Consider the following 21,075-nt stretch of genomic DNA (forward strand, 5'->3'; position numbering starts at 1 on the left):
AGCCGCGGCAGCGCTGGAAAGCGTCATGCTCGCGGCTTTTTTGTTGAGTTCATGGCTGTCTTACCACTCATTGCATTAGCTTTGGTATATACGCCGTGATATACTATGAATATAGCGATGGGCGATATATTAACTACTAGAAAGGGGGACGACATCTGATGAAGATACGTCTCTTGCCTGTTTTAATAAGTGTTTCCGTATCTGCGTTCTTATTGTTCGGCGGATATTTTGGATATCGTAGTGTTGCCATGGAGAATCCTATGCAGAAGGTTGTAGCAAGCATTCCGGGTGTAGATCTCGTTTCAATGGATTTGGGCGGTACCGATGCGGTGATGGAGCTGAAGCTCAAAGATGGTACTGATCTGCGCGAAGTGTATAACCAGATTTTGAAGGACGGAAGCTCTACACTGGGTAAGAAGGAACTAAAGCTGAAAATCGTGAATAGCGCGTCCCCTAAGCTGGAGCAATGGTGGTCATCCGCCTTATTTGATGTGGCGCAAGCGATGGAGACGAAGCAGTATGCACAAATTCCGAAAACATTGCAGGCGCGTGCAGACAGTACGGGAGCCGGCGTTAAAGTATCCACGGAGATGGATGATAAATATGTTTATGTCACATTAACGGACGGTGAATCGAGCAAGTATATCATGCTGCCTCGCATACCAGCGACCTTGGGGGTGTGGCCTAATGAGTAAATACGGTAAAGAGATTCTAATCGGCGCTGTACCGGTAGTGATCGCATTTTTGTTCTTTGTCGGCGTGAATATCATTCCGATTGTGTTTATGTCGGTAATTTTAGGTGTGTTTTTCTTCATGACGCGGGCTCGCAACGGAGTCAGCATCGGATCGGATCGCAGCAAATCGCGGGCGAAAGCACCAAGCTATTTGACCTTTGATGATATCGGCGGACAGGACCGGGCCAAGAGAGAGCTGCAGGAGGCATTGGACTTCCTGATTCGTTATGAGGATATCAAACGTCTGGGGATTAGACCGTTGAAAGGGATATTGCTGACCGGCCCTCCGGGAACAGGTAAAACATTGATGGCCAAAGCTGCTGCGCATTATACGAATTCTGTTTTTATGGCGGCATCCGGTAGTGAGTTCGTTGAAATGTACGTTGGGGTAGGCGCCAGCCGAATCCGTGATTTGTTTAAAGAAGCGCGCAATCGTGCGATCAAGGAAAATAAAGAAAGTGCGATTGTGTTTATCGACGAGATTGATGTCATTGGCGGAAAGCGCGACGGTGGACAGCATCGTGAGTATGATCAAACGTTGAATCAGCTGTTGACCGAGATGGATGGCATTCATACATCGGAAAGTCCTCGTGTATTGATTATTGCCGCGACGAACCGGAAGGAAATGCTGGACCCGGCGCTTCTTCGTCCAGGCCGATTTGACCGTCATATTGAGGTGGATTTGCCGGATAAAAAAGGCCGGATGCACATCTTGAACATCCATGCGAAAAATAAGCCGCTGGCCGAGAGCGTCAATTTGGATTCTATCGCACAAGAAACGTTCCATTTTTCCGGGGCACAGCTGGAGAGCGTCATGAACGAAGCCGCGATCTATGCGATGCGTGAAGAGCTTGAGACGATCGAGCAGCGTCATTTGTCCCTTGCCGTGGATAAGGTCATGCTCGGCGAGAAAACGGATCGCGAATCGACCAAGGGCGAGCGCGAACGCGTTGCGCTTCATGAGCTGGGCCATGCGATCTCGGCGGAGCTGGTTCGTCCAGGCTCGGTATCGCAAGTGTCGTTAAGTCCGCGCGGCCAAGCACTCGGCTTCGTGCGTCACAATCCGCAGCAGGATCAATATTTGTATACGAAGGAACAAATCGAGCATCAAATCATGATCGCATTAGGCGGCTCCGTAGCTGAGGAAATGTTCTACGGCGGTCGAAGCACGGGTTCGCGCAACGATTTTGAACAAGCATTGAACATGGTTCGCACGATGATGGATGCAGGTTTAACAGGTCTAGGCATTATCGATCGCAACATGGTCACCAAAGAAGAGCTGATGAAAGAAAACACGCAAATTTTGGAGGATCTGACCGAAAAGACACGCGTGATGCTGGAGCAATATCGAACGGTATTCGAGCAGTCGCTTGCCATCTTAATTGCTGAAGAAGTGCTATCCGGTGAGCAGTTCCGTGATTTGCTGAAGCAGCTTCAAGGTGAGCGAGTTGCATAAAAGGTATTGAAAAACCGGGGGACATTCCTCCGGTTTTTTTGCGTTTTCCTCACATATTCTTGCAAAATCTAGCTATTTCAACACAATCTATTAAAATGTGCAACTTTTTGTCCGAAATAAAGTCTAATAGATTGGTTGTTTTCGCCACATTTTGATCCAGAAAATGGCGCCACGCCATTCTTAATAAAGTACACTAAAATTTTACATAATGAGGTGCGATGATGAAAGTTATTACTGCTTGGTTGACGTTGCTGCTTGTTTCGTTATTGATGCTGCCTACACTCGCTCTTGCCGCTGTGCCGCAAATTCAATTGTTTATGAATGGCAAGCCGCTGCTTACGGAGGTTGCGCCGCAGATTGTGAACAACACGACCATCGTACCGGTACGGGTCATTGCAGAGTCGGTTGGCTCCAAGGTGACTTGGGATTCGAAAGCGAAGAAGGTCACGGTAGATAAGGATAGTACAAGCATTCAGCTGTTCATTGATAAAACCAGCGCGATGGTTAATAACAAGTCCTATACGTTGGAAGCGGCGCCATCGATTATCAATGGTAATACGATGCTTCCGCTCCGGTTTGTCAGCGAGCAGCTTGGAGTGAAAGTGACTTGGGATGAGATTACGAAATCCGTATTTTTATACAATACCATTGACGCAGCGAGCGATCAGCCGGCTTCTATCTTCAGACCGGAAGAAACGGTTAAAGCAGGGGATCCAGCGGCGGGAGACAAGAAACCAACGGATCAACAGCCAGCACCAGGCCAGTCAACATCTGCTCAGCCATCTGTTCAACCGCCGGTCACACCAGCAACGACGATTGTTCAAGGTATTCTGCTAAAAGGCGATACGGTCAGCATCAAGCTAAGCGACAAGGCTACGATCAAGCCGAATTCGTTTCAGCTGTCAGGGCCGGAGCGAATCATTGTCGATCTGCCGAATGTGAAGCTCGACCCGCTGATGGCAGCCAAATTGAACGCCCAAGGCGAAGCGGCTCTGCCCGATAAATCGGACCAAGTCTCGCAGATTCGTTATTCTCTATTTTCAAAAGAGCCTTCAATCGTTAGAATAGTAATAGATTTACCCCGCAAGTCAGACTTAAAACTAACCGATGCGCAGCAGACGGGGGAGATCACGCTTAAGCTTAGTCCGGCAACCAGTAAAGGCAAATTTAAGGTAGTGATCGATCCAGGCCACGGCGGCAAAGATACAGGTGCGATTTCGATCACAAAGCGCAACGAGAAAGATTTCGTTCTTTCACTAGGCAAGAAAGTAGTGGCACTGCTTCAGAAAGAGCCGATGATTGAGCCGATTATGACCCGGTCGGACGATACTTTTATCGAGCTGGCGGATCGGGCTGCGATGGCCAATGAAGCGGGAGCGGACTTATTTGTCAGTATTCATGCCAATTCGGCTCCTGGCGAAACGGCCCGTGGAGCGGAGACGTATTACTATACCGAGCAAAGTCAAGATTTTGCAGCCTTGATGCACAAGTATCTCATCGATGGAACGGGGTTCCCGGACCGCAAAGTGAAGCAGGACCGATTCTATGTGATTAAAAATACGACCATGCCTTCCGTATTGCTAGAGATCGGATTCTTAACGAATCACATCGATGAGGCTGCCATGTATCAGGATGCTTTTCAAAATCAAGTTGCCGCATCTCTCGTCGCCGCCATCAAGAAGCAACTCAATATCGACTAAAGGTGACAACTGGTACCGGATGAACATTCGTATCAGTTGCAGCAAAGGAGAGGGTAACGATGCAAAGCCATTGGTATAAGGGATTAACTGCGGCTGCGATCGCCGCGCTGCTGCTTGCCGGCTGCGGGCAAAAAGCCATGCAGGGAGCAGGTCAAGCACCGAAAGCGTCAACCAGCCAAGGAAGCGGTTCGGTCAGTACTCCAGCCGCGCAAACGCCTGCACCAACTCCAACACCGGAAGCACAGAGTAAGCAGCTCCAGGTAAAAGCCTACTTTGGGGATGACCAGATGGAAAAGCTGGTGGAAAAGCAGGTTACGATCAGCTTCAAGCAGGATGCGGACAAGTATGCCGCGGCGCTTCAAGCTTTAACGGTAAGCAAGGATGAGAAGGCGCTGCCGCTGATGAAGGGGTTCACGATCAAATCCGCTGCGATCAAAAACGGGGACTTGACCGTAGATCTGTCCATGCCGAATGAATCGATACTCGGCTCCGGTGGAGAGGAAATGCTTCTAACCGCGATCCAGCAAACCTTGTTTCAATTTGCAGAGGTGAAAACCATCGACATTTTGCTCGACGGCAAAAAAGTCGACAGCTTGATGGGCCACATGGAGCTGCTTCATCCGATCAAGCGCAGCTAGCTGCATCAAGATGACAACGGACGATTATTGAGAGGAGCTTATTTATTTCATGAACAATAAAAAGAAGCAACAAATCCGCAAGCTGACAACCGCGGTACTCGCAGTCTCCATTATGGCGAGCAGCCCTGTATATGCGGCTGATCTAGGGAACACAACGGTGACCAGCACGACGAGCGACAACGGACTGAGCTTCTCCGATGTCAGCGCGCAGCACTGGGCAATTAAACATATTACCAAGCTTGCTTCGCTGGGGATTATTCAAGGCTTCGAGAAGAAGGAATTCCGTCCGGAAATTTCCGTTTCCCAACAGGACGTCATTATTATGGTGATCCGGATGATGGGCCTCGAGCAAGATGCGTTGAAAAATAAAGCGGAAACGGTACTCCCGGTATTGGTCAGCGACTATGCCAAGCCATACATAGCCTATGCCTTTGATAAACAAATCATTGTTCCGTCGGAGGAAGTGGACGGTACGGCTGCCAAGTCATCTTGGGGAGCACGCGAAGCTACTCGGGAATGGGTGGCCAAGCTGGTCATTCGCGCCATTGGTAAGCAGGATCTGGCCAAGCAGCAGGCGGCTAACGCATCGACCTTCAGTGACGCGGGGGACTTCTCCACATGGGCTAACGGGTACGTGAACGCTGCGGTGCAGCTGAAGATCGTCCAAGGGATGGATGGTAACACGTTCCAGCCGAAAGGCAAAGTCACCCGTGCGCAAATGGCCACGTTCTTAAGTCGCGCGGATAAAGAGCTGACAACCCGCTCTGACCGTGTTGCGATCGGTTACCTGATGGGTCAAACAGGCAACAAGATCAGTCTCATGAACGCACAAGGCGATACGAAAGACTATACGCTTTCTGCGGATACGCCAATTTACAATGCCAAAGACGACACCCGCATCCCGCTGTCGAGCATAAAGCTGACGAATGAAGTGTACGTCGTGCAAAATCAAGGGAATGCCGTATACGTCGAGTTAACGAATGATCAGCAAAAGCTGGATACCTACGAAGGAACACTTAACGAAGTGTATTTAGATCAAATGATTGTTTCGCTGCAGCAAGGCGGTCAAAAGCGTCTGTATGAGATCGCTGCGAATGTAGCAGTAACGGATAAGGACGGCCGCGGCCTCAGCATTGGCTCCATCGCGCCGGGCAGCACCATTGCTCTGCAGAAAAATTCGCTGCTGAAGGATCAGAAGATTACACAAATTATTGTGAAGCAAGTACCGATCAGTAAATCTGCTGAAGGAACGATTCTCGGCATTGACAAAGATAAGAACCAAATTACGTTACTCGAAAAATCCTTGGGCCAAAATGAAGTCTATACGGTCAGCACACGTACCGCGTTTACGATGACGGACGGTTCGGCAGCTGATTTTACTAAGGTGCGTGTAGGGGATACGATTGCCTATGAAGTCAAAAACGGTGAGCTGACCTCCGTAGCGGTTCGCAAGCAGGCAGACTACGGCCAAACGGTACAAGGTAAATTGATCAGTCTTAGTGAAGATAAGACGATCATGACAATTACCAAGAGCAGCGGGACAACACTGGACGCTTATTACGTGGCAGATAACGTACAGGTGACGATTGACGGGCTTGCGAGTGCGAGCTTGTACGATATTGAAGCCGGCGATGATTTGAAGGTGGATTTGCTCAATAACAAAGTCGTAGGCGTTTCGGTGACTAACCGTTCCATCAAGCAGTATGTGTTCGCGTCGATTCTCAGCTATGACCAAGATGCTAAGGTTCTGACGATTACGGCGGATAATGGCAGTGTAGCGGCTTATAAGCTGGCCGACACGACCACGATTAAATTCGCAGACTCAGTCGTGCCGCTAAGCAATTTCACAAGCATGTTCTCTAAGGGGAAAAAGGTCGATTTGAAGGTGTCTAAAGATAAGGTCGTGTCGCTGGCACTCACGGTTCAAATCGATGGCACCGTAGCTTTGCTGAACACGGCCACCGGAGATATCACGATTCGTACCGCCAGCGGCCAAAGCTTGCCTTTTAAAATAAGCTCTGGCATGGCGGTAGATATGCTGAATCGATCGGGAGCCACCGTGGCGGACTTGAAGGTTGGCGATACGGTTAGCGTCGGTCTAGCCATTTCACAGGATTTCGTAACGTCCATTATGTCGAAGAAGATTGGCGTGTTTAAGACGACTTTGGTCAACAGCGGTGCTCGTCAGCTCACTGTGAAAGACGAGACAGGCGCACAGCTGACCTTCTTGATTGACAGCAACGACAAGATTGTGAATCCAGGCAAAGCCACACATGCCTTCGAAGATATTCAAGTGGACGACTATGTCAAAGCCAACTTTAACGGCTCGCAGCTCACGCAGTTGGTCATGCTGAAGACGGTCCGCGGGAAGGTGACTTCCGTTGATGCCACGCTGGGGACGATCACGGTCCAGGACTACCAAGGTGGCGTTCAAGTGCTGCCAGTTGGTCAGCAATTTACCGTCAAGGCGAACGGTGCAACGTCAAGCGCCCTTTCGACGGTGAAGGTGAACGATCGGGTGGAAGTGAGCAAAGATGTGAACGATAAAATGATCATTAACGTAGCTGCGACAGCCAAGCGGACAATCGCATCCTACGATTATGTGCTGAATTTGCTGCAGCTGAAGCCAACGGCGGCGGGAGACAAGACGACATACAATTTCTATGCCAAGGCTTATCTGCATCAAGGAACGCAAGCGGTCGCCGCAAGTACATTTGTTGAGAACGATGAAGTGAATGTGTACGTGCTGGATGATAAAATTATGGAGATTGAAAAGAACTAATTTCTCTTTCTTTTTGAAACTTTTTTTAGCTTAGCACCGTCTATGTGGTAGAGTTCTGCTGCATAGGCGGTTTTTTTTCGTAAAAAGTTCGCATTTTGTCAGCTACAGAGATTGATTCGATTCTTTCAATTCGGTAAACTAACAGTAATAGGTAAGTCGAAGGGAGCGGGGGCGTTGAATCAGAAGCAAGCACGATACATACTAGACATCATCGCCGATATGTTCCCCGACGCCCATTGCGAGCTGAATCACTCCAATCCGTTTGAGCTGACCATTGCCGTTCTGTTATCTGCCCAGTGCACAGACGAAACGGTAAACAAAGTGACGGCGACCCTGTTTCAAAAGTATAAACGGCCAGAAGACTATTTGGTGGTTCCTCTAGAGGAGCTGGAGCAGGATATACGACGGATCGGGCTTTTTCGCAATAAGGCCAAAAATATTCAAGCCCTCTGCGCACTGCTGTTGGACAAGCACCAAGGGGAAATCCCTCAGGAGCACGAGAAGCTGGTTGAGCTTCCGGGCGTCGGCCGAAAAACGGCCAATGTCGTCATGTCCAATGCGTTCGGGGTCCCGGCCATCGCCGTGGATACCCATGTCGAACGAGTGTCGAAACGGCTTGGCTTTGCGGCGGAGAAGGATTCCGTTCTGGAAGTGGAAAAGAAGCTGATGAAGCGGGTGCCTCGCGAGGAATGGACGCAGACGCATCATCGTCTCATTTTTTTCGGACGCTACCATTGCAAGGCGCAAAATCCGCAGTGCGAGCTATGTCCGCTGCTGGAGCACTGTCGTGAAGGAAAAAAACGTATGAAAACGACCCCGACTAGGAAACCTATATCAAAGACAAAAACAGCCAAAGCGTGAAAAGAAAGGATAGGATTAACCCATGAAATGCATATCGGTATATACAAAGGATTTTGAAGTGTTCTCAGATATTTACGAGAAGGTGCTTGAAACCCCGCTCAAGGAAAACGAAGAAAAGCAAGTGGAGGGCATCGTAGTCTCTGAGTCCGGCTCCGTGCCTGAGAACTACTTGAACCGCATGAAGCAGCGCCCTGAGGTGGTTGTGATGAAGGTGCGGGATAAGGACATCACGATCTTGCAGCATCGCGATCTGTTCGAAATTTTTATTCCCGAAACGGAAAATATGGTACACTAAAAACCGAAGCGATTCGGTTTTTTCTTTTTAGTTCGGCGCATGAAAGCCTAAAACATAGGGAGGATCGCTGCGAGTCCGTTCTCTTTGCCTCCGGCTGCTCTTGAAAATGAATTCTTTTTGATTAGATTAGATAGTTAGAATTCATTTTCAAAGGCAGCACATAAAATCTCCGGCAAAGAAACGGCTCTCTACTCTCCCTGTATGTTCGGGCGAACGAAAAAAGAAAAAAAAGATCGGTTCGGTTTTTAGATAGAGGAAGTATGGGTAGAGAGAAGGATGAAGAACGTCATGACGACTACTGGGGAAATGATACGAATGACGACTGGGGATCAGGCAGTCGAAGCGGTAAGAGGATTGCTGGAGCAGGTGGAACAAGCGGGAGACGCTGAGAACGGCCGAAAGCTGCGGCAGCTGCTCAAGAAAGCGGAAAGCGGTCGGTTGTCGATCGCGATGTGCGGCCATTTTTCGGCGGGGAAATCGAGTTTGATTAATAAGCTGTGCGGGCATCCGCTGCTGCCCTCCAGCCCGATTCCGACGAGTGCCAATATTGTCAGCATTGTCAATGGGGAAGCCGAAGCACGCATACTAAGGCGAGTAGACGTAACCTCCACAGCTGCTGAAGCCACCCGTGTGGAGCGGGTGCCTTTATCGGAGCTGGCGGAGCATTGCCGGGACGGGGAAACGATTGAAACGGTAGAGATTCAGTATCCGATTCCGTTCTTAGGCGAGCACGCTGCGCTGCTGGACACCCCGGGCATCGATTCGACGGATGATGCGCATCAGCTGGCGACGGAGTCGGCGCTGCATTTGGCGGACGTCGTTTTTTATGTGATGGACTATAACCATGTGCAGTCCGAGATCAATTTGTCGTTTACGAAGAAAATGACGGAGTGGGGAAAGCCCCTTTACTTGATCGTCAATATGATCGATAAGCATCGGGAGCAGGAGCTGCCGTTCTCGAAGTATCAGGATGGGGTTCGCGAGGCGTTTGCGAACTGGCATGTTCATCCGGACGGCATTCTCTACACCTCGGTGAAGAAGCCGGATCATCCCTCGAGCCAGTGGAACCAGCTCGAGTGGCTGCTGGGCCGACTGATTGAGCTCCGGGAGCCGCTGGTGCGGCTCAGCCTGGAGAAGTCGGCGCGGGCTTTGGCTGCGGCGCATGCCGCCAAGATGGCCGAAGCGAATGAGCCGGCCAAGGAGGCGCTGCGCGCCCAGCTTGCGGCTGACGAGGGCAGCGAGTCGGCGCAGGCGTTGTTCGCGGAAGCGAGTAGCGAGCTGGAGCATTTGTCTGCGCTGCCGCAGCAGCTGGAGGCGGCAGTGCGTGGGGCAGTCGCGTCGGTCCTCGACAACGCGAACGTGATCCCTGCCGTGACGCGCGACCTCGCGCACGTGTACTTGGAAAGCCGGCGCCCCGGCTTTAAGGTGGGTTGGTTTGGCTCGGCCGCGAAGACGGCGGCCGAGGTGGAACAGCGGCTCGGCGCGTTCCATAAGGATTTTGCGTCGCAGGTGGAGACGCAGATTGCGCGGCACGTTCAGCAGGCGGTCAAAGCCGGTCTGGAGGGCCAAGGTCTTGCTGCAGCCGCCATCACGGAGGCGGCGGATCAAATTCGCGTGGACGTGACCCCGGCCTGGCTGGCCAGTCAAGTGAACGAAGGCGCCGTTTTCGGCAATGAGTACACGTTGACCTATTCGAAGCACATTGCTGCGGAGATGAAGAGCTTGTACCGCAAGGCGGCGTTCGCCGCTGCCGACGCGCTGCTCGCGCAGCTGGCCGCTGCGCTCGAGCCGCGCCGCGCCGCGCTGCAGCGCGAGCTCGCTGCGCTCGAGGCGCGCCTCGGCAGCCTGCGCGAGCTCGAGCGGCTCGCGCAGCGCGAGGCCGCCTACAGCGCGGCGCTGCTCGCGCAGCTGCCGGCCGCGGCCGCGCCGGCGCTGCCCGCGCTAGCCGCCGCGCCGGCGGCGCCCGCTGCGCAGCCCGCGCCCGTGGCGCGTGACCCCCGCGAGTCCCTCGCGTGGGTCACGCCGGGCGCGGGCCGCGGCGCCAGCGCGGGCGGCTCGGCGGCGCTCGCCGCCGGCGGCCACCGCCAGCGGCTGCGCGATGCCGCCGCGCGGCTGAACGCCGCGGCTGGCGAGCTCGCCGGCATCGCTGCGCTGCAAACCATTCGCCGCTCCTTGCAGGAGAAGGCGGAGCGGCTCGGCCACAACCGCTTCACGGTCGCGCTGTTCGGCGCCTTCAGCGCGGGCAAATCGTCGTTTGCCAACGCGCTGATCGGCGAGAGGGTGCTGCCCGTGTCGCCAAATCCAACCACGGCGGCAATCAATAAGATCATGCCGCCGGAGCCGGAAGCCGGTTGGCCTCACGGCACGGCCAAGATCAAGATGAAAAGCCGGGAGCGCCTCGCATCGGACATCTTGTACTCCCTGGAAGTGCTGGGCGTGAACGTCGATTCGCTGGAGCAGGCGTTGACGGCAATCGCGAAGCTCAGTGCGGAGCAGGTGCCCGGCAAGGGCAAGCCGCATTACACGTTCCTCAAAGCCGTTGAGAAAGGCTGGGCGGCCATGGGCCCGAACCTCGGCCAGGAGCTGAGAGCAACGGCGGAAGAGTTCGGCAGCTATGCGGCAGAGGAGAGCAAATCGTGCTTCGTGGATCTCATCGAGCTGTACTATGCCAACCCGCTCACAGAGCAGGGCATTGTCCTGGTGGATACGCCAGGGGCGGACTCCATCAATGCCCGTCACACGGGCGTGGCGTTTGAATACATCAAAAATGCGGACGCGATCTTGTTCGTCACGTATTATAACCATGCGTTCTCGCATGCAGATAAAGAATTTTTGCTGCAGCTGGGTCGTGTAAAGGACAGCTTTGAGCTGGATAAAATGTTCTTTATCGTCAACGCGGCCGATCTGGCGTCCTCCGCAGAAGAGCTCGAAGGCGTCGTCTCGCACGTAGAAAGCAATTTGCTCCAGCATGGCATCCGTCATCCGCGTATTTATCCGCTGTCCAGCTACTACGCACTGGAAGGGAAACTGGGACAGGAAGAGGAAACCGTTGCGCAATCGGGGATTTTGCGGTTTGAGCAGGAATTCGTCCGGTTTACCTTTGAGGAATTGTCGGATATGGCCATTCAGGCAGGGGATGCCGACATCCGCCGCGCGGCAGATGTGCTTCAGCGCTGGATGGATGGAGCTAGAACGGATGCGTCGGAGCGCGTTCGCCAGGCTGGGGAGCTGCGCCAAGCGTTAGCGACGGCTGCAAAGCTGCTCGACCATCCGGACCCAGCAGCTGAAGTCAGGGAGCTGGAGAAGGAAATTCAGGAATTAATGTACTACGTGAAGCAGCGAACGGCATTCCGCTTCGGGGACCTGTTCAATATGGCTTTTAACCCATCGGTGTTCCGCGAAGATTCGCGGGATAGCAAGCTCGTGATGCAGTCGGCTTGGGAAGATTTTAAGCGCATGCTATCTTTTGATTTAACCCAAGAGGTGCTGGCGACTACGCTTCGAGTAGAAAAGAAAATCCATCACCTGAACCGCCAGGCGGCTAAACAGTGGGCGGAGGCGATCCAGTCGGGTATTCCGACGTTCGATTATTCGGAGGGGAACCAAGCGAAGCTGACTACGCCAACGCTGGAAGGGACGCTCCAAGCCGGAGATATCCAACTGAAATGGCTGACCGGCTATTTCAAAAACGCCAAGCAATTTTTCGAAGGCGACGGCAAGCTGCAGCTTCGTAAGGAGCTCGAAGGAAAGCTAAACCAGCCGATGACTCAGTTTGCCGAGTCGCAGGCGGCGGCTTTAGTCGAGGCGTATGCAGGTCAGCTGAAGTCGGTCTACCAGCTATTGTCGGAGCATATGCGGCAAGCGTTAGAGGAGCATGTCGAAGGGCTCTTGAGCGCACTGGAAATGAAGGTGGATTTGAACGAGCTGCAAGCCAAACATGCGCGTTTGGTGCAGGGAATACAGTAACTTCATATATTAATGTAAGTACGGGAAAGGGCGATTGCTTGAAAAGGCGCGCCCTTTCTTTTTTGTTTTCATGAAAGGGTTTACATCTTGAAGATAACGTACCATTTGGGAGAAATAGTGGGACTCAGCGTGCAATTTGTGACCATTTGATGAAATTTTCCGGTATAACCAAAATTATGGAAGATCGCTTATTTGCCGCCCCTCAGTAAGGGTGCTACACTTCAAAACAGAGCTTGAATCGCTTCCAAAGCGATCATACATTCGCCTTGCAAGCGCTTAAAATGACAACTGGATGGATCGAACGTTGACAACGGTTATCGTCGAAATTCCCGATACCGTTGCAACAACGTTGACAGCTGCTAATGTTTAAAATCCCAATAAGCAGTTGCAACAAAAGGAGGGTCACACATGGAAGTGTTCAAGCAGCTGAAGGAGTATTACTGGTCAGAACGAAGGTATTTGTTTGCATCGATCGCGTTTTTGATGGTAGCGACATCACTCGGGCTGGTGTATCCGAATTTGTTTCGCTATCTGATCGACGAAGTCATTACGAAAGGCCAATTTGACAAAGTTCCCTATCTTGCGCTCTCGGTTGTCGGCGTTATGGTAACGAAGGCGACCTTTCAATTTTTGCACGGGGTGAACAGCTCGAAGCTGGGTAATCAGACGGCCTACAATCTTCGCAATGCAACGTACGAAAAGCTTCAGTATTTGTCGTTTCAGTACTACGATCAGGCACGCACTGGAGATTTGATGTCCCGGCTAACGGCGGACCTGACGGCAGTCAGGGATTTTATCGGGTTCGGCTTCGTCCAAATCTTGAACGTCTGTATGATGCTCACCTTCGGGACGATCATGATGATGACGATCAATTGGAAGCTGACACTTTTAACGGTCGTGACCATGCCTTTTCTGGCTATGACCGCGATCCGCTTCGAAGGCAAAATCCATCCGGCTTTTCGGTCGATCCGCCAATCGATGAGCTCGATGACTACCTCCGTGCAAGAAACCATTACCGGAGTGCGCACCGTCAAATCGTTTTCACGCGAACCGCACGAGATTGAGAAATTTTCGAACCGCAATCAGGAGTACAAATCGAACAATATTTTGACCTCCGGCATTTGGGCGAAATATTTCCCGCTCATGGAGCTTTTGGCGAACTTGAGTGTGGTCATTCTGCTGGGCACCGGCGGTATGATGGTAATTAACCAGTCGATTACGCTCGGCGAGCTCGTTGCTTTTTTCAGCTTAATCTGGTTTATTATCGGCCCTATGTGGGGGATTGGATTCCATATCAATAACTTTACACAGTCCAAGGCGGCTGGAGAGCGGCTGCTCGAAGTGCTCCACACTTACATTCATGTGAAAAACAAGGACAATGCGAAAGCGCTTATTCCGTCGCAGGTTCAAGGTCATGTTCGATTTGAAAACGTCACCTTTGCCTACACGGAGAAACAACCGGCGCTGACTGATTTTTCATTGGATGCCCCGGCCGGCTCCGTCATCGGGCTGCTCGGCGGGACAGGATCGGGCAAGTCGACCGTTATTCAGCTGCTGCTGCGCGCCTACAACGTAAAGGACGGACGAATTACGCTTGACGGCACCGATATCCGCGACCTTCAGCTGGAGAGCTTACGAAGCCAGATGGCGATCGTGTTTCAAGAAACATTTCTGTTCTCCTCGACGATTCGAAACAATATTGCCTACGGCATGAAGGACGTGTCAATGGAGGACATCATCAAAGCGGCTAAGCTGGCCAAAGCGCATGATTTTATTATGGAGCTGCCGCTGGGCTACAACACGATTGTCGGTGAACGGGGACTAGGTCTGTCCGGCGGGCAAAAGCAGCGGATTGCGATCGCTCGGGCACTGATCATCAACCCGAAAATACTGATCCTCGATGATGCTACAAGTGCAGTCGATATGGAGACGGAGCATGAAATTCAACAGGGCTTTGGCGAAGTCATGAAGGGCCGAACGACCTTTATTATCGCTCACCGTATCTCTTCTTTGAAGCATGCCAACGAGATTATTGTGCTCGACGAAGGCCGGATTGTTCAACGCGGTACGCATGCCGAGCTGTTGGCACAGCCTGGACCTTACCTCGAAACCTATAAAATCCAATACGCCGATCAGCCTAGCGACTCGGATGCACAACCCGATGTGGAACCGATTCAGCCGTCGGCTGCCGCGGAAGTTGCCGCTTCGTCACAGGCTAAAGTTAGGAGGGTCGCACAATGAGCGTACAAAGTGCATCAGATAAAGAAATTCAGAAACGGTTCGTCTACCAGGACGATGAAGAGCTCGACAAAGGGTTCGACTGGGCGCAGGTCAAGCGCTTAAGTACATACATGAAGCCGTACGCCAGACAGATCATACCGATCGTCCTGATCATGATGGTTGTGGGAGCGATTACGAAGCTGCTGAACCCGCTTTTGATCGCTTATGCCATTGACCATGCTTTGAAAACCGGCGATAGTAAGACGCTATTCCTTTGCGTTGGCGGAATGCTCTGCCTTTATGCGATTCAATGGGGAGCGAATAACTTTCGTGTCCGGTTTACGAATATGATCGGTCAACAAGTCATCTACGATTTGCGACATGATCTGTTCAGTCATATTCAGCGATTATCGTTCAAATTTTTCGACAAACGGCCGGCCGGCTCGATCTTGGTGCGGATCACGAACTATGTCAATTCGCTTCAGGACTTGTTTACGAATGGCGCTGTCAACTTAATGATTGACTGTGTGCAGCTTTGCGGCATTATTTTTATCTTACTGTTCATCAATTGGAAGCTGGGCTTAGCCATTATTGTCACGGTTCCGATTATGTTCATGATCTCGACCAAGCTGAGGGTCAAAATCCGCCGGGCATGGCAGGTCGTCCAGACGAGACAATCGCGAATTAACGCGCATTTGAACGAATGTATTCAAGGGATTAAAGTGACGCAGGCTTACACGCAGGAGAAGGAAAATATCGCTTTCTTTGAGCAAATGAATCAGGATAACCATTATCATTGGAACCGGGCGTCGATCCTGAACCAATCGTTTGGTCCGATCATTGAGTGCACCGGAGCCATCGGCTACTGTATTTTGTTCTGGTTTGGAGCGCATTTGATTCAGGAAGGTGAAATTTCGATCGGTTTGCTCGTGGCCTTCGGCACCTACATTGGACTTTTCTGGGAGCCGATCAATCGTCTCGGACAAATGTACACACAGATGCTGATTGCCATGGCTTCCTCGGAGCGTATTTTTGAATTCATCGACGAAGTGCCTAACGTGGCCGAGAAAACCTCCGCCCAAGAGCTGCCCAAGATTCAAGGCAACATTGAATTTAAGCAGGTGGAGTTTGAATACGAGCCGGGCAGGCATGCTTTGAAACGAATCGATTTAAGCGTGAAAGCAGGCCAATCGATCGCGCTCGTTGGGCATACGGGCTCCGGTAAGAGTACGATTATCAATCTTTTGTGCCGATTTTACGATGTGACGAATGGCAGTGTGACCATCGACGGCCATGATATCAGGGATGTAACGATATCAAGCCTGCGTTCGCAGGTAGGAATCGTGCTGCAGGACACGTTTATTTTCTCAGGCACGATTCGGGATAATATTCGCTTCGGACGGCTGAACGCGACGGATGAGGAGATTGTGGCCGCGGCTAAAGCAGTTCGTGCGCACGACTTTATCGTGAACCTGCCGCATGGCTACGATACGGAGGTGCAGGAACGCGGTAATGTGCTTTCGATGGGCCAGCGCCAGCTGTTGTCGTTTGCGAGAGCCTTATTAGCCGATCCTCGGGTGCTCATTCTTGACGAAGCTACGGCGAGTATTGATACGGAGACGGAGCTGAAAATTCAAGAAGCACTCAAAACGCTTCTGCACGGACGCACCTCGTTTATCATTGCACACCGTTTATCTACGATCCGGCATGCGGATCACATTTTAGTACTCGACCATGGGCAAATTATGGAGCAGGGCAATCATGACGCGCTCATGCAGCACAAGGGCATCTACCACGGATTAATTCAAGCTCAGTACCGATTTTTGCAGGAAACAGGTTGATTTATTCGACGTTAAGTACCGAAACCTTCCGTTCAAACGGGAGGTTTTTTCGTTTTTTGTCTTATTCGGGCTGAAGCCACATATACATGAAAAGGCATGGCTGAACTTGGTTTTGCAGGAGAAACCAAACATCCATAACAGGGAGGAAATTTACGTTGAAGGATAGCGGACAGGTAGTACGCAAGACGCTGGAGGTCATTCAATGGATATTGGCCCTTACCATGATTGTGGCGGTGGTGGTTTCTGGTCGATTGTTGGTCAAAACAAAGCTGCCAGTGCCTGCGAATCGGTATGATGTGTTCTTGGATGATGCGAATCTTGGAACGGTTAGTGATCCGGAGGTTGTTATGAAGTGGAAGGCAATGCGGTATGAGGAAATTTCCCGGCAAAATGATGGTTTGCGAGTCACCTCCAATTTGGAGCGGCTCCGATTTGAGCCAAGCCACAACCCATTTCATGGGATGTTCGATAACGATGCCGTATTCGCCGCGTTAAGCGATCGGATTATGATTGCCGTACTCGCGGCGGAAGTCCGAGTAAATGGCGAAGCCGTCGGCTTGGTGAAGGATGCCGCGACTGCTGAAGCGCTGCTGGCGAAGATCCAAGCTCCTTTTATAGCTAAGGAGAAATCCTCAGCGTCCGAAGCATCGTTCAGCACAGGCTTCGTGCAAAACGTGCAAATTGTTGAAACCGCCGTCGCGCCTGGCAAAATCGAAGCCCCTGATGCGGTGCTTGAGCGAATACATACCGGTAATGTACAACCTGTGGAATACGAAGTTCAAAAGGGCGACTGCATTTCCCTAATTGCGCAGCAGTTCAAAATTTCACCAGATGCAATTTATACGAACAATCCGGGGATTAAGAACGATATTATCCACATCGGGGACGTGCTGAATTTGACTGTCCTGCAGCCACTTCTGACCGTGAAAATCGTGGAGACGCGCACAGAGCAGCAAAAAATCCCAAGCAGCATTGTCTACGAAAAGGATGATGAGCTGAGAGCCGGGGTGCTTCAAATCAAATCACAAGGCAAGCCTGGAAAAAAAGAGGTGACGATTCAAACGATAAGCGTGGGCGGACAAACGACGGAGAAAAGCGAGTTAAGTGAAACGATCCTGGAGTCTCCTGAACAAACGGTGGTACGGCAGGGAACGAAGGTTGTCGCAGGGATCGGCAGCGGCTCCTTTATATCTCCGGTCTTGAGGGCGAAAATTACAAGTGAATTCGGCGCACGGTGGGGAACGACGCATAATAATGGCACGGATCTCGTATCCGAGCAGCGCGCGATCCTGGCCTCCGACCATGGGAAAGTTACGTTCGCGGGAGTCAAATCCGGTTACGGCAATTGCATCATCATCGATCATCAGAACGGCTTCGAAACGCTGTACGGGCATTTAAGCAAGATCGAAGTGAGTCAAGGGGAAGCCGTTAGAAAAGGCGATCGCATCGGTGTTATGGGCAGTACAGGCAATGCCACAGGCGTTCACCTGCACTTCGAAATCATTCAGAACGGACATCAGCAAAATCCGATGAAATACTTACAGCTATAATTGCAATATAGCAAACATTTGTTCGTTACGCAAGAGGTCCTAGTCCAAGCGGTCGCAACCGCTGCTAGGGCTTTTTGGTACATTTGCAAATGCCCTGTCAAACCGCTACTCTAAAAAAAGGAAAACGACGAGTGATCAGAATCATGGAGAAGCAGGGGGAGTGCATGTGATTACTACGCGTTGGTTATGGCGGACAGTTGGTTTGGTGGCGCTTTTGTCTACATTGCTATGTATTTTCGGTTTTGCGTATGCCGTCAATCAAATTATGTATCCCAAGCCTGTCGTTTCAGAGGAGCCCGGAGCTCCGCAGACGGCTCCACAGACCCAGGACAAGCCCAAGCAGGATGCATGGAATGCCAAGGACAAAATCCAAATCGTCGCGCTGGGCGATTCCTTAACCGCTGGAACCGGAGATTTGACGGGGAAAGGCTATGTGGGTCAAGTTAGGGACAAGCTGGAGAAGCAGCTCGGTAAGCCGGTGTATGTATTTAATAACTTCGCGATTCCCGGCTATCGTACGGCTGATATGCTGAAGGATTGGGACACGAAAAAAGATATCGATAAATCCATCAGCGAAGCGGATTTGATTCTGCTCACGATCGGCGGAAATGACTTATTTGACGGCGGAGCGGATATTTTTAATACCCAGAATGGGGAAGGGTTTAACCCGAAAGCAGCGGCAGAGCGCTCACCAGAAGCTTTGAAGAGGCTGGGCCAAATTTTTGACCGTATCGCCAAAGTGAATCCGAATGCGAAAATTATGTACGTAGGGCTTTACTATCCGTTTCTAGATCTGGATAAAGACCGGACTGGGGCGCCGATCGTACAGCAATGGAATACGAGTGCGTTTGAATTGGCCAATCGGTATCCGAATATTACAGTGGTGCCGACCTATGATTTATTTGAGCTGAATTTAACCAAGTATATATACAGCGACCATTTTCATCCGAATCAAAACGGTTATGAGCGTATTGCGCAGCGGATCGCCGATATTTTGAAATAAGGCTATGGGGATGGCCTAGGGAGGGACATGAATGGGAGCAGAGCACGCTGAAAAAGGGCGGAACGCATCGGTTGTTTTATCCGTCAACAATGTCAAGAAGCAGATCGGCAAACGGTTGATCATTAAAGGCATCTCGTTTGATGTCAAGGCCGGTGAAATTTTCGGCTTTCTCGGCCCGAACGGGTCAGGGAAAACGACGACCATCCGAATGCTGGTGGATTTGATTAAGCCGACGTCAGGCTCGATCACGATCTGCGGGTACGATGTTCAGTCGCATCACAACGAGGCGCTCCAGTATGTCGGCTGTATCGTGGAAAACCCGGAGCTGTACGGTTATTTGAGCGGGTGGGAAAACCTGGAGCACTTTGCTCGTATGCTGCCCGGCATTACCGAGAATCGGATTCGAGAGGTCGTGGATATCGTCGGCATGGATGTGCGCATTCATGACAAGGTGAAGACGTATTCCCTCGGCATGCGCCAGCGTCTGGGGATTGCTCAAGCGCTGCTGAACGATCCGAAGCTGCTGATTTTGGACGAGCCGACAAATGGTCTCGACCCGCAGGGGATCAAAGAGCTTCGAGAATTTATTCGCAGCTTGGCCGATAAGGGACTCAGCTTGTTCGTCTCCAGCCATTTGCTCAGCGAGATTCAGCAGATGTGCGATCGGGTGGCGATTATTAGTCACGGCGAAGTGATTCGCGTTGGAGAAGTCGCGGCACTAATCGATGAATCCGTCAGTACCGTGGTTTGGAGTGTGCTGCCACAGGCGAAAGCATTGGATGTGCTGCTTACCGAGCATGAGGTTCAAATCTTATCGCAGCAAGAGGAGTCGTACGAATCTGGTGAACGGACATCCGTTCCTGAAAAGATCGTCGTTCAAATGAATCCCGACACAATCCCGGTCATTTCACGCCGCATGGTCGAGCTGGGGGTCCAGCTGTTCGGTATTGAGATCAAGCACCCGACTTTGGAGGACTTATTCTTAAAGCTAACGGAGGGAGAACGTATTGGTTAGCATCTATCCGCTCGTCAAGAATGAATGCATCAAGCTGGTGATGAAAAAGAGGCTGCTCGTCGTGCTGCTCATTCTCGCCGCTATTATCCCTATGTTTACATACGCCCAAATGAAGGTTGCGCAAAACAATCTGAAGCAGTTCGGCACCACGGATTGGCGTGCAGAGCAGCGGCAGAAGATTGTGGATTACACTCGAAGCCTTGGCAGCAGCCGGATGCCGGAGGAATGGAAGCAGTTTCGCAAGGTGGAGGTGAAGCTCGCCCAATACTATTTGGATAAAGATGTGAATCCGTCCGCACCGAACGGGGTAACCTTTACAAGAGAGTTTGTCAAAAATGCGGTAGGCCTCTTCATTCCGCTCATGGTGATGGTGGTCGCGGCGGACTTGGTTTCCGGTGAGCACTCGACGGGTACGATCAAGCTTCTGCTTACCCGACCGGTGCAGCGATGGAAGGTTTTGCTCAGCAAGCTGATCACCGTCATTTTGTTTGTCTCCTTCATCGTACTGGCTACCGGTGCGCTTTGTTATTTGATCTCCGGGATTGTTTTCGGGTACGGCGGCTGGGATATGCCGGTTTTCTTCGGCTTTCAAGTGACCGGAACGGAAGTTAATTTTGCCTCCGTGCGTCCAGTTTCGCAATGGCTGTATTTAATTATGGAGCTCGGACTGGTGTGGTATTCCGCGCTAATTGTTGGCATTATGACGCTAATGATTTCGGTGCTTGTTCGAAGCACGGCGGCTGGGATGGGCATTATGCTGGCGGTGCTGATTTCCGGCACGATTCTCGCCAATATGGTGTCCTCATGGGAAACGGCAAAATATTTTTTCATGGTCAATTTGCGCTTGACCGACTACTTGACCGGGGCGCTTCCGCCCATCAAAGGCATGAGTTTGCCGTTCTCCTTAACCGTGCTTACCGTATGGGGATTGGTTTCCGTTCTGATCTCATTTACGGTGTTCACGAAAAAAGATGTCTTGAACTAATCCGTTCAAATGTTATAATGCATGTTAGC

14 protein-coding genes are annotated in these 21,075 nt (G+C 51.4%); all 14 read left to right on the plus strand.

Annotation, left to right across the window (positions count from 1 at the left end; translation table 11 throughout):
- Positions 1–158 precede the first annotated feature (158 nt).
- The 14 genes from FPZ49_RS02840 (at position 159) to FPZ49_RS02905 (ending at position 21,046) form a co-directional block, all read left to right on the plus strand.
- On the plus strand, positions 159–695 hold the full coding sequence (locus FPZ49_RS02840; RefSeq protein WP_144842964.1) for a hypothetical protein: 537 nt from the start codon (positions 159–161) through the stop codon (positions 693–695).
- Entirely contained in the window at positions 688–2,190 is a 1,503-nt protein-coding gene (locus FPZ49_RS02845) for an AAA family ATPase (RefSeq protein WP_144842966.1), read from the plus strand. Before FPZ49_RS02840 ends, FPZ49_RS02845 begins: the two co-directional genes overlap by 8 nt.
- A 218-nt stretch (positions 2,191–2,408) precedes the next feature.
- Positions 2,409–3,890 (plus strand): N-acetylmuramoyl-L-alanine amidase family protein, encoded by a 1,482-nt coding sequence (locus FPZ49_RS02850; RefSeq protein ID WP_261381217.1) that lies wholly within the window; start codon positions 2,409–2,411, stop codon positions 3,888–3,890.
- Between the two features lie 59 nt (positions 3,891–3,949).
- Positions 3,950–4,528, plus strand: coding sequence for a GerMN domain-containing protein (locus FPZ49_RS02855; RefSeq protein ID WP_144842968.1), 579 nt, complete (start codon positions 3,950–3,952; stop codon positions 4,526–4,528).
- 49 nt (positions 4,529–4,577) lie between these two features.
- On the plus strand, positions 4,578–7,310 hold the full coding sequence (locus FPZ49_RS02860; RefSeq protein WP_144842970.1) for an S-layer homology domain-containing protein: 2,733 nt from the start codon (positions 4,578–4,580) through the stop codon (positions 7,308–7,310).
- Positions 7,311–7,484: 174 nt separating this feature from the next.
- Positions 7,485–8,171 (plus strand): endonuclease III, encoded by a 687-nt coding sequence (gene nth / locus FPZ49_RS02865; RefSeq protein WP_144842972.1) that lies wholly within the window; start codon positions 7,485–7,487, stop codon positions 8,169–8,171.
- 22 nt (positions 8,172–8,193) lie between these two features.
- Positions 8,194–8,466, plus strand: coding sequence for an NAD/NADP transhydrogenase alpha subunit (locus tag FPZ49_RS02870; protein ID WP_144842974.1), 273 nt, complete (start codon positions 8,194–8,196; stop codon positions 8,464–8,466).
- A 288-nt stretch (positions 8,467–8,754) separates the two neighbouring features.
- Entirely contained in the window at positions 8,755–12,432 is a 3,678-nt protein-coding gene (locus tag FPZ49_RS02875) for a dynamin family protein (protein ID WP_261381218.1), read from the plus strand.
- A 408-nt stretch (positions 12,433–12,840) separates the two neighbouring features.
- Positions 12,841–14,673, plus strand: coding sequence for an ABC transporter ATP-binding protein (locus FPZ49_RS02880; RefSeq protein ID WP_144842976.1), 1,833 nt, complete (start codon positions 12,841–12,843; stop codon positions 14,671–14,673).
- Positions 14,670–16,493 carry an ABC transporter ATP-binding protein gene (locus tag FPZ49_RS02885; RefSeq protein WP_144842978.1) on the plus strand — a complete coding sequence of 608 codons (1,824 nt, stop codon included), beginning with the start codon at positions 14,670–14,672 and terminating at the stop codon, positions 16,491–16,493. The genes FPZ49_RS02880 and FPZ49_RS02885 overlap by 4 nt, the downstream gene beginning before the upstream one ends.
- Positions 16,494–16,648: 155 nt before the next feature.
- Positions 16,649–18,043, plus strand: a complete 1,395-nt coding sequence (locus FPZ49_RS02890; protein ID WP_144842980.1) for a M23 family metallopeptidase — start codon at positions 16,649–16,651, stop codon at positions 18,041–18,043.
- A gap of 166 nt (positions 18,044–18,209) precedes the next feature.
- Positions 18,210–19,046: a GDSL-type esterase/lipase family protein gene (locus FPZ49_RS02895; protein ID WP_144842982.1), complete on the plus strand. Its 837-nt coding sequence runs from the start codon at positions 18,210–18,212 to the stop codon at positions 19,044–19,046.
- Positions 19,047–19,077: 31 nt separating this feature from the next.
- The gene (locus FPZ49_RS02900) at positions 19,078–20,061 is read left to right on the plus strand and encodes an ABC transporter ATP-binding protein (protein ID WP_144842984.1); all 984 of its coding nucleotides are present in this window, start codon (positions 19,078–19,080) and stop codon (positions 20,059–20,061) included.
- Positions 20,054–21,046 carry an ABC transporter permease gene (locus FPZ49_RS02905; protein WP_144842986.1) on the plus strand — a complete coding sequence of 331 codons (993 nt, stop codon included), beginning with the start codon at positions 20,054–20,056 and terminating at the stop codon, positions 21,044–21,046. Before FPZ49_RS02900 ends, FPZ49_RS02905 begins: the two co-directional genes overlap by 8 nt.
- Positions 21,047–21,075: the final 29 nt, after the last annotated feature.

Origin of the sequence: Paenibacillus cremeus (assembly GCF_007786445.1) — a bacterium.
GTDB classification, from domain to species: domain Bacteria; phylum Bacillota; class Bacilli; order Paenibacillales; family NBRC-103111; genus Paenibacillus_G; species Paenibacillus_G cremeus.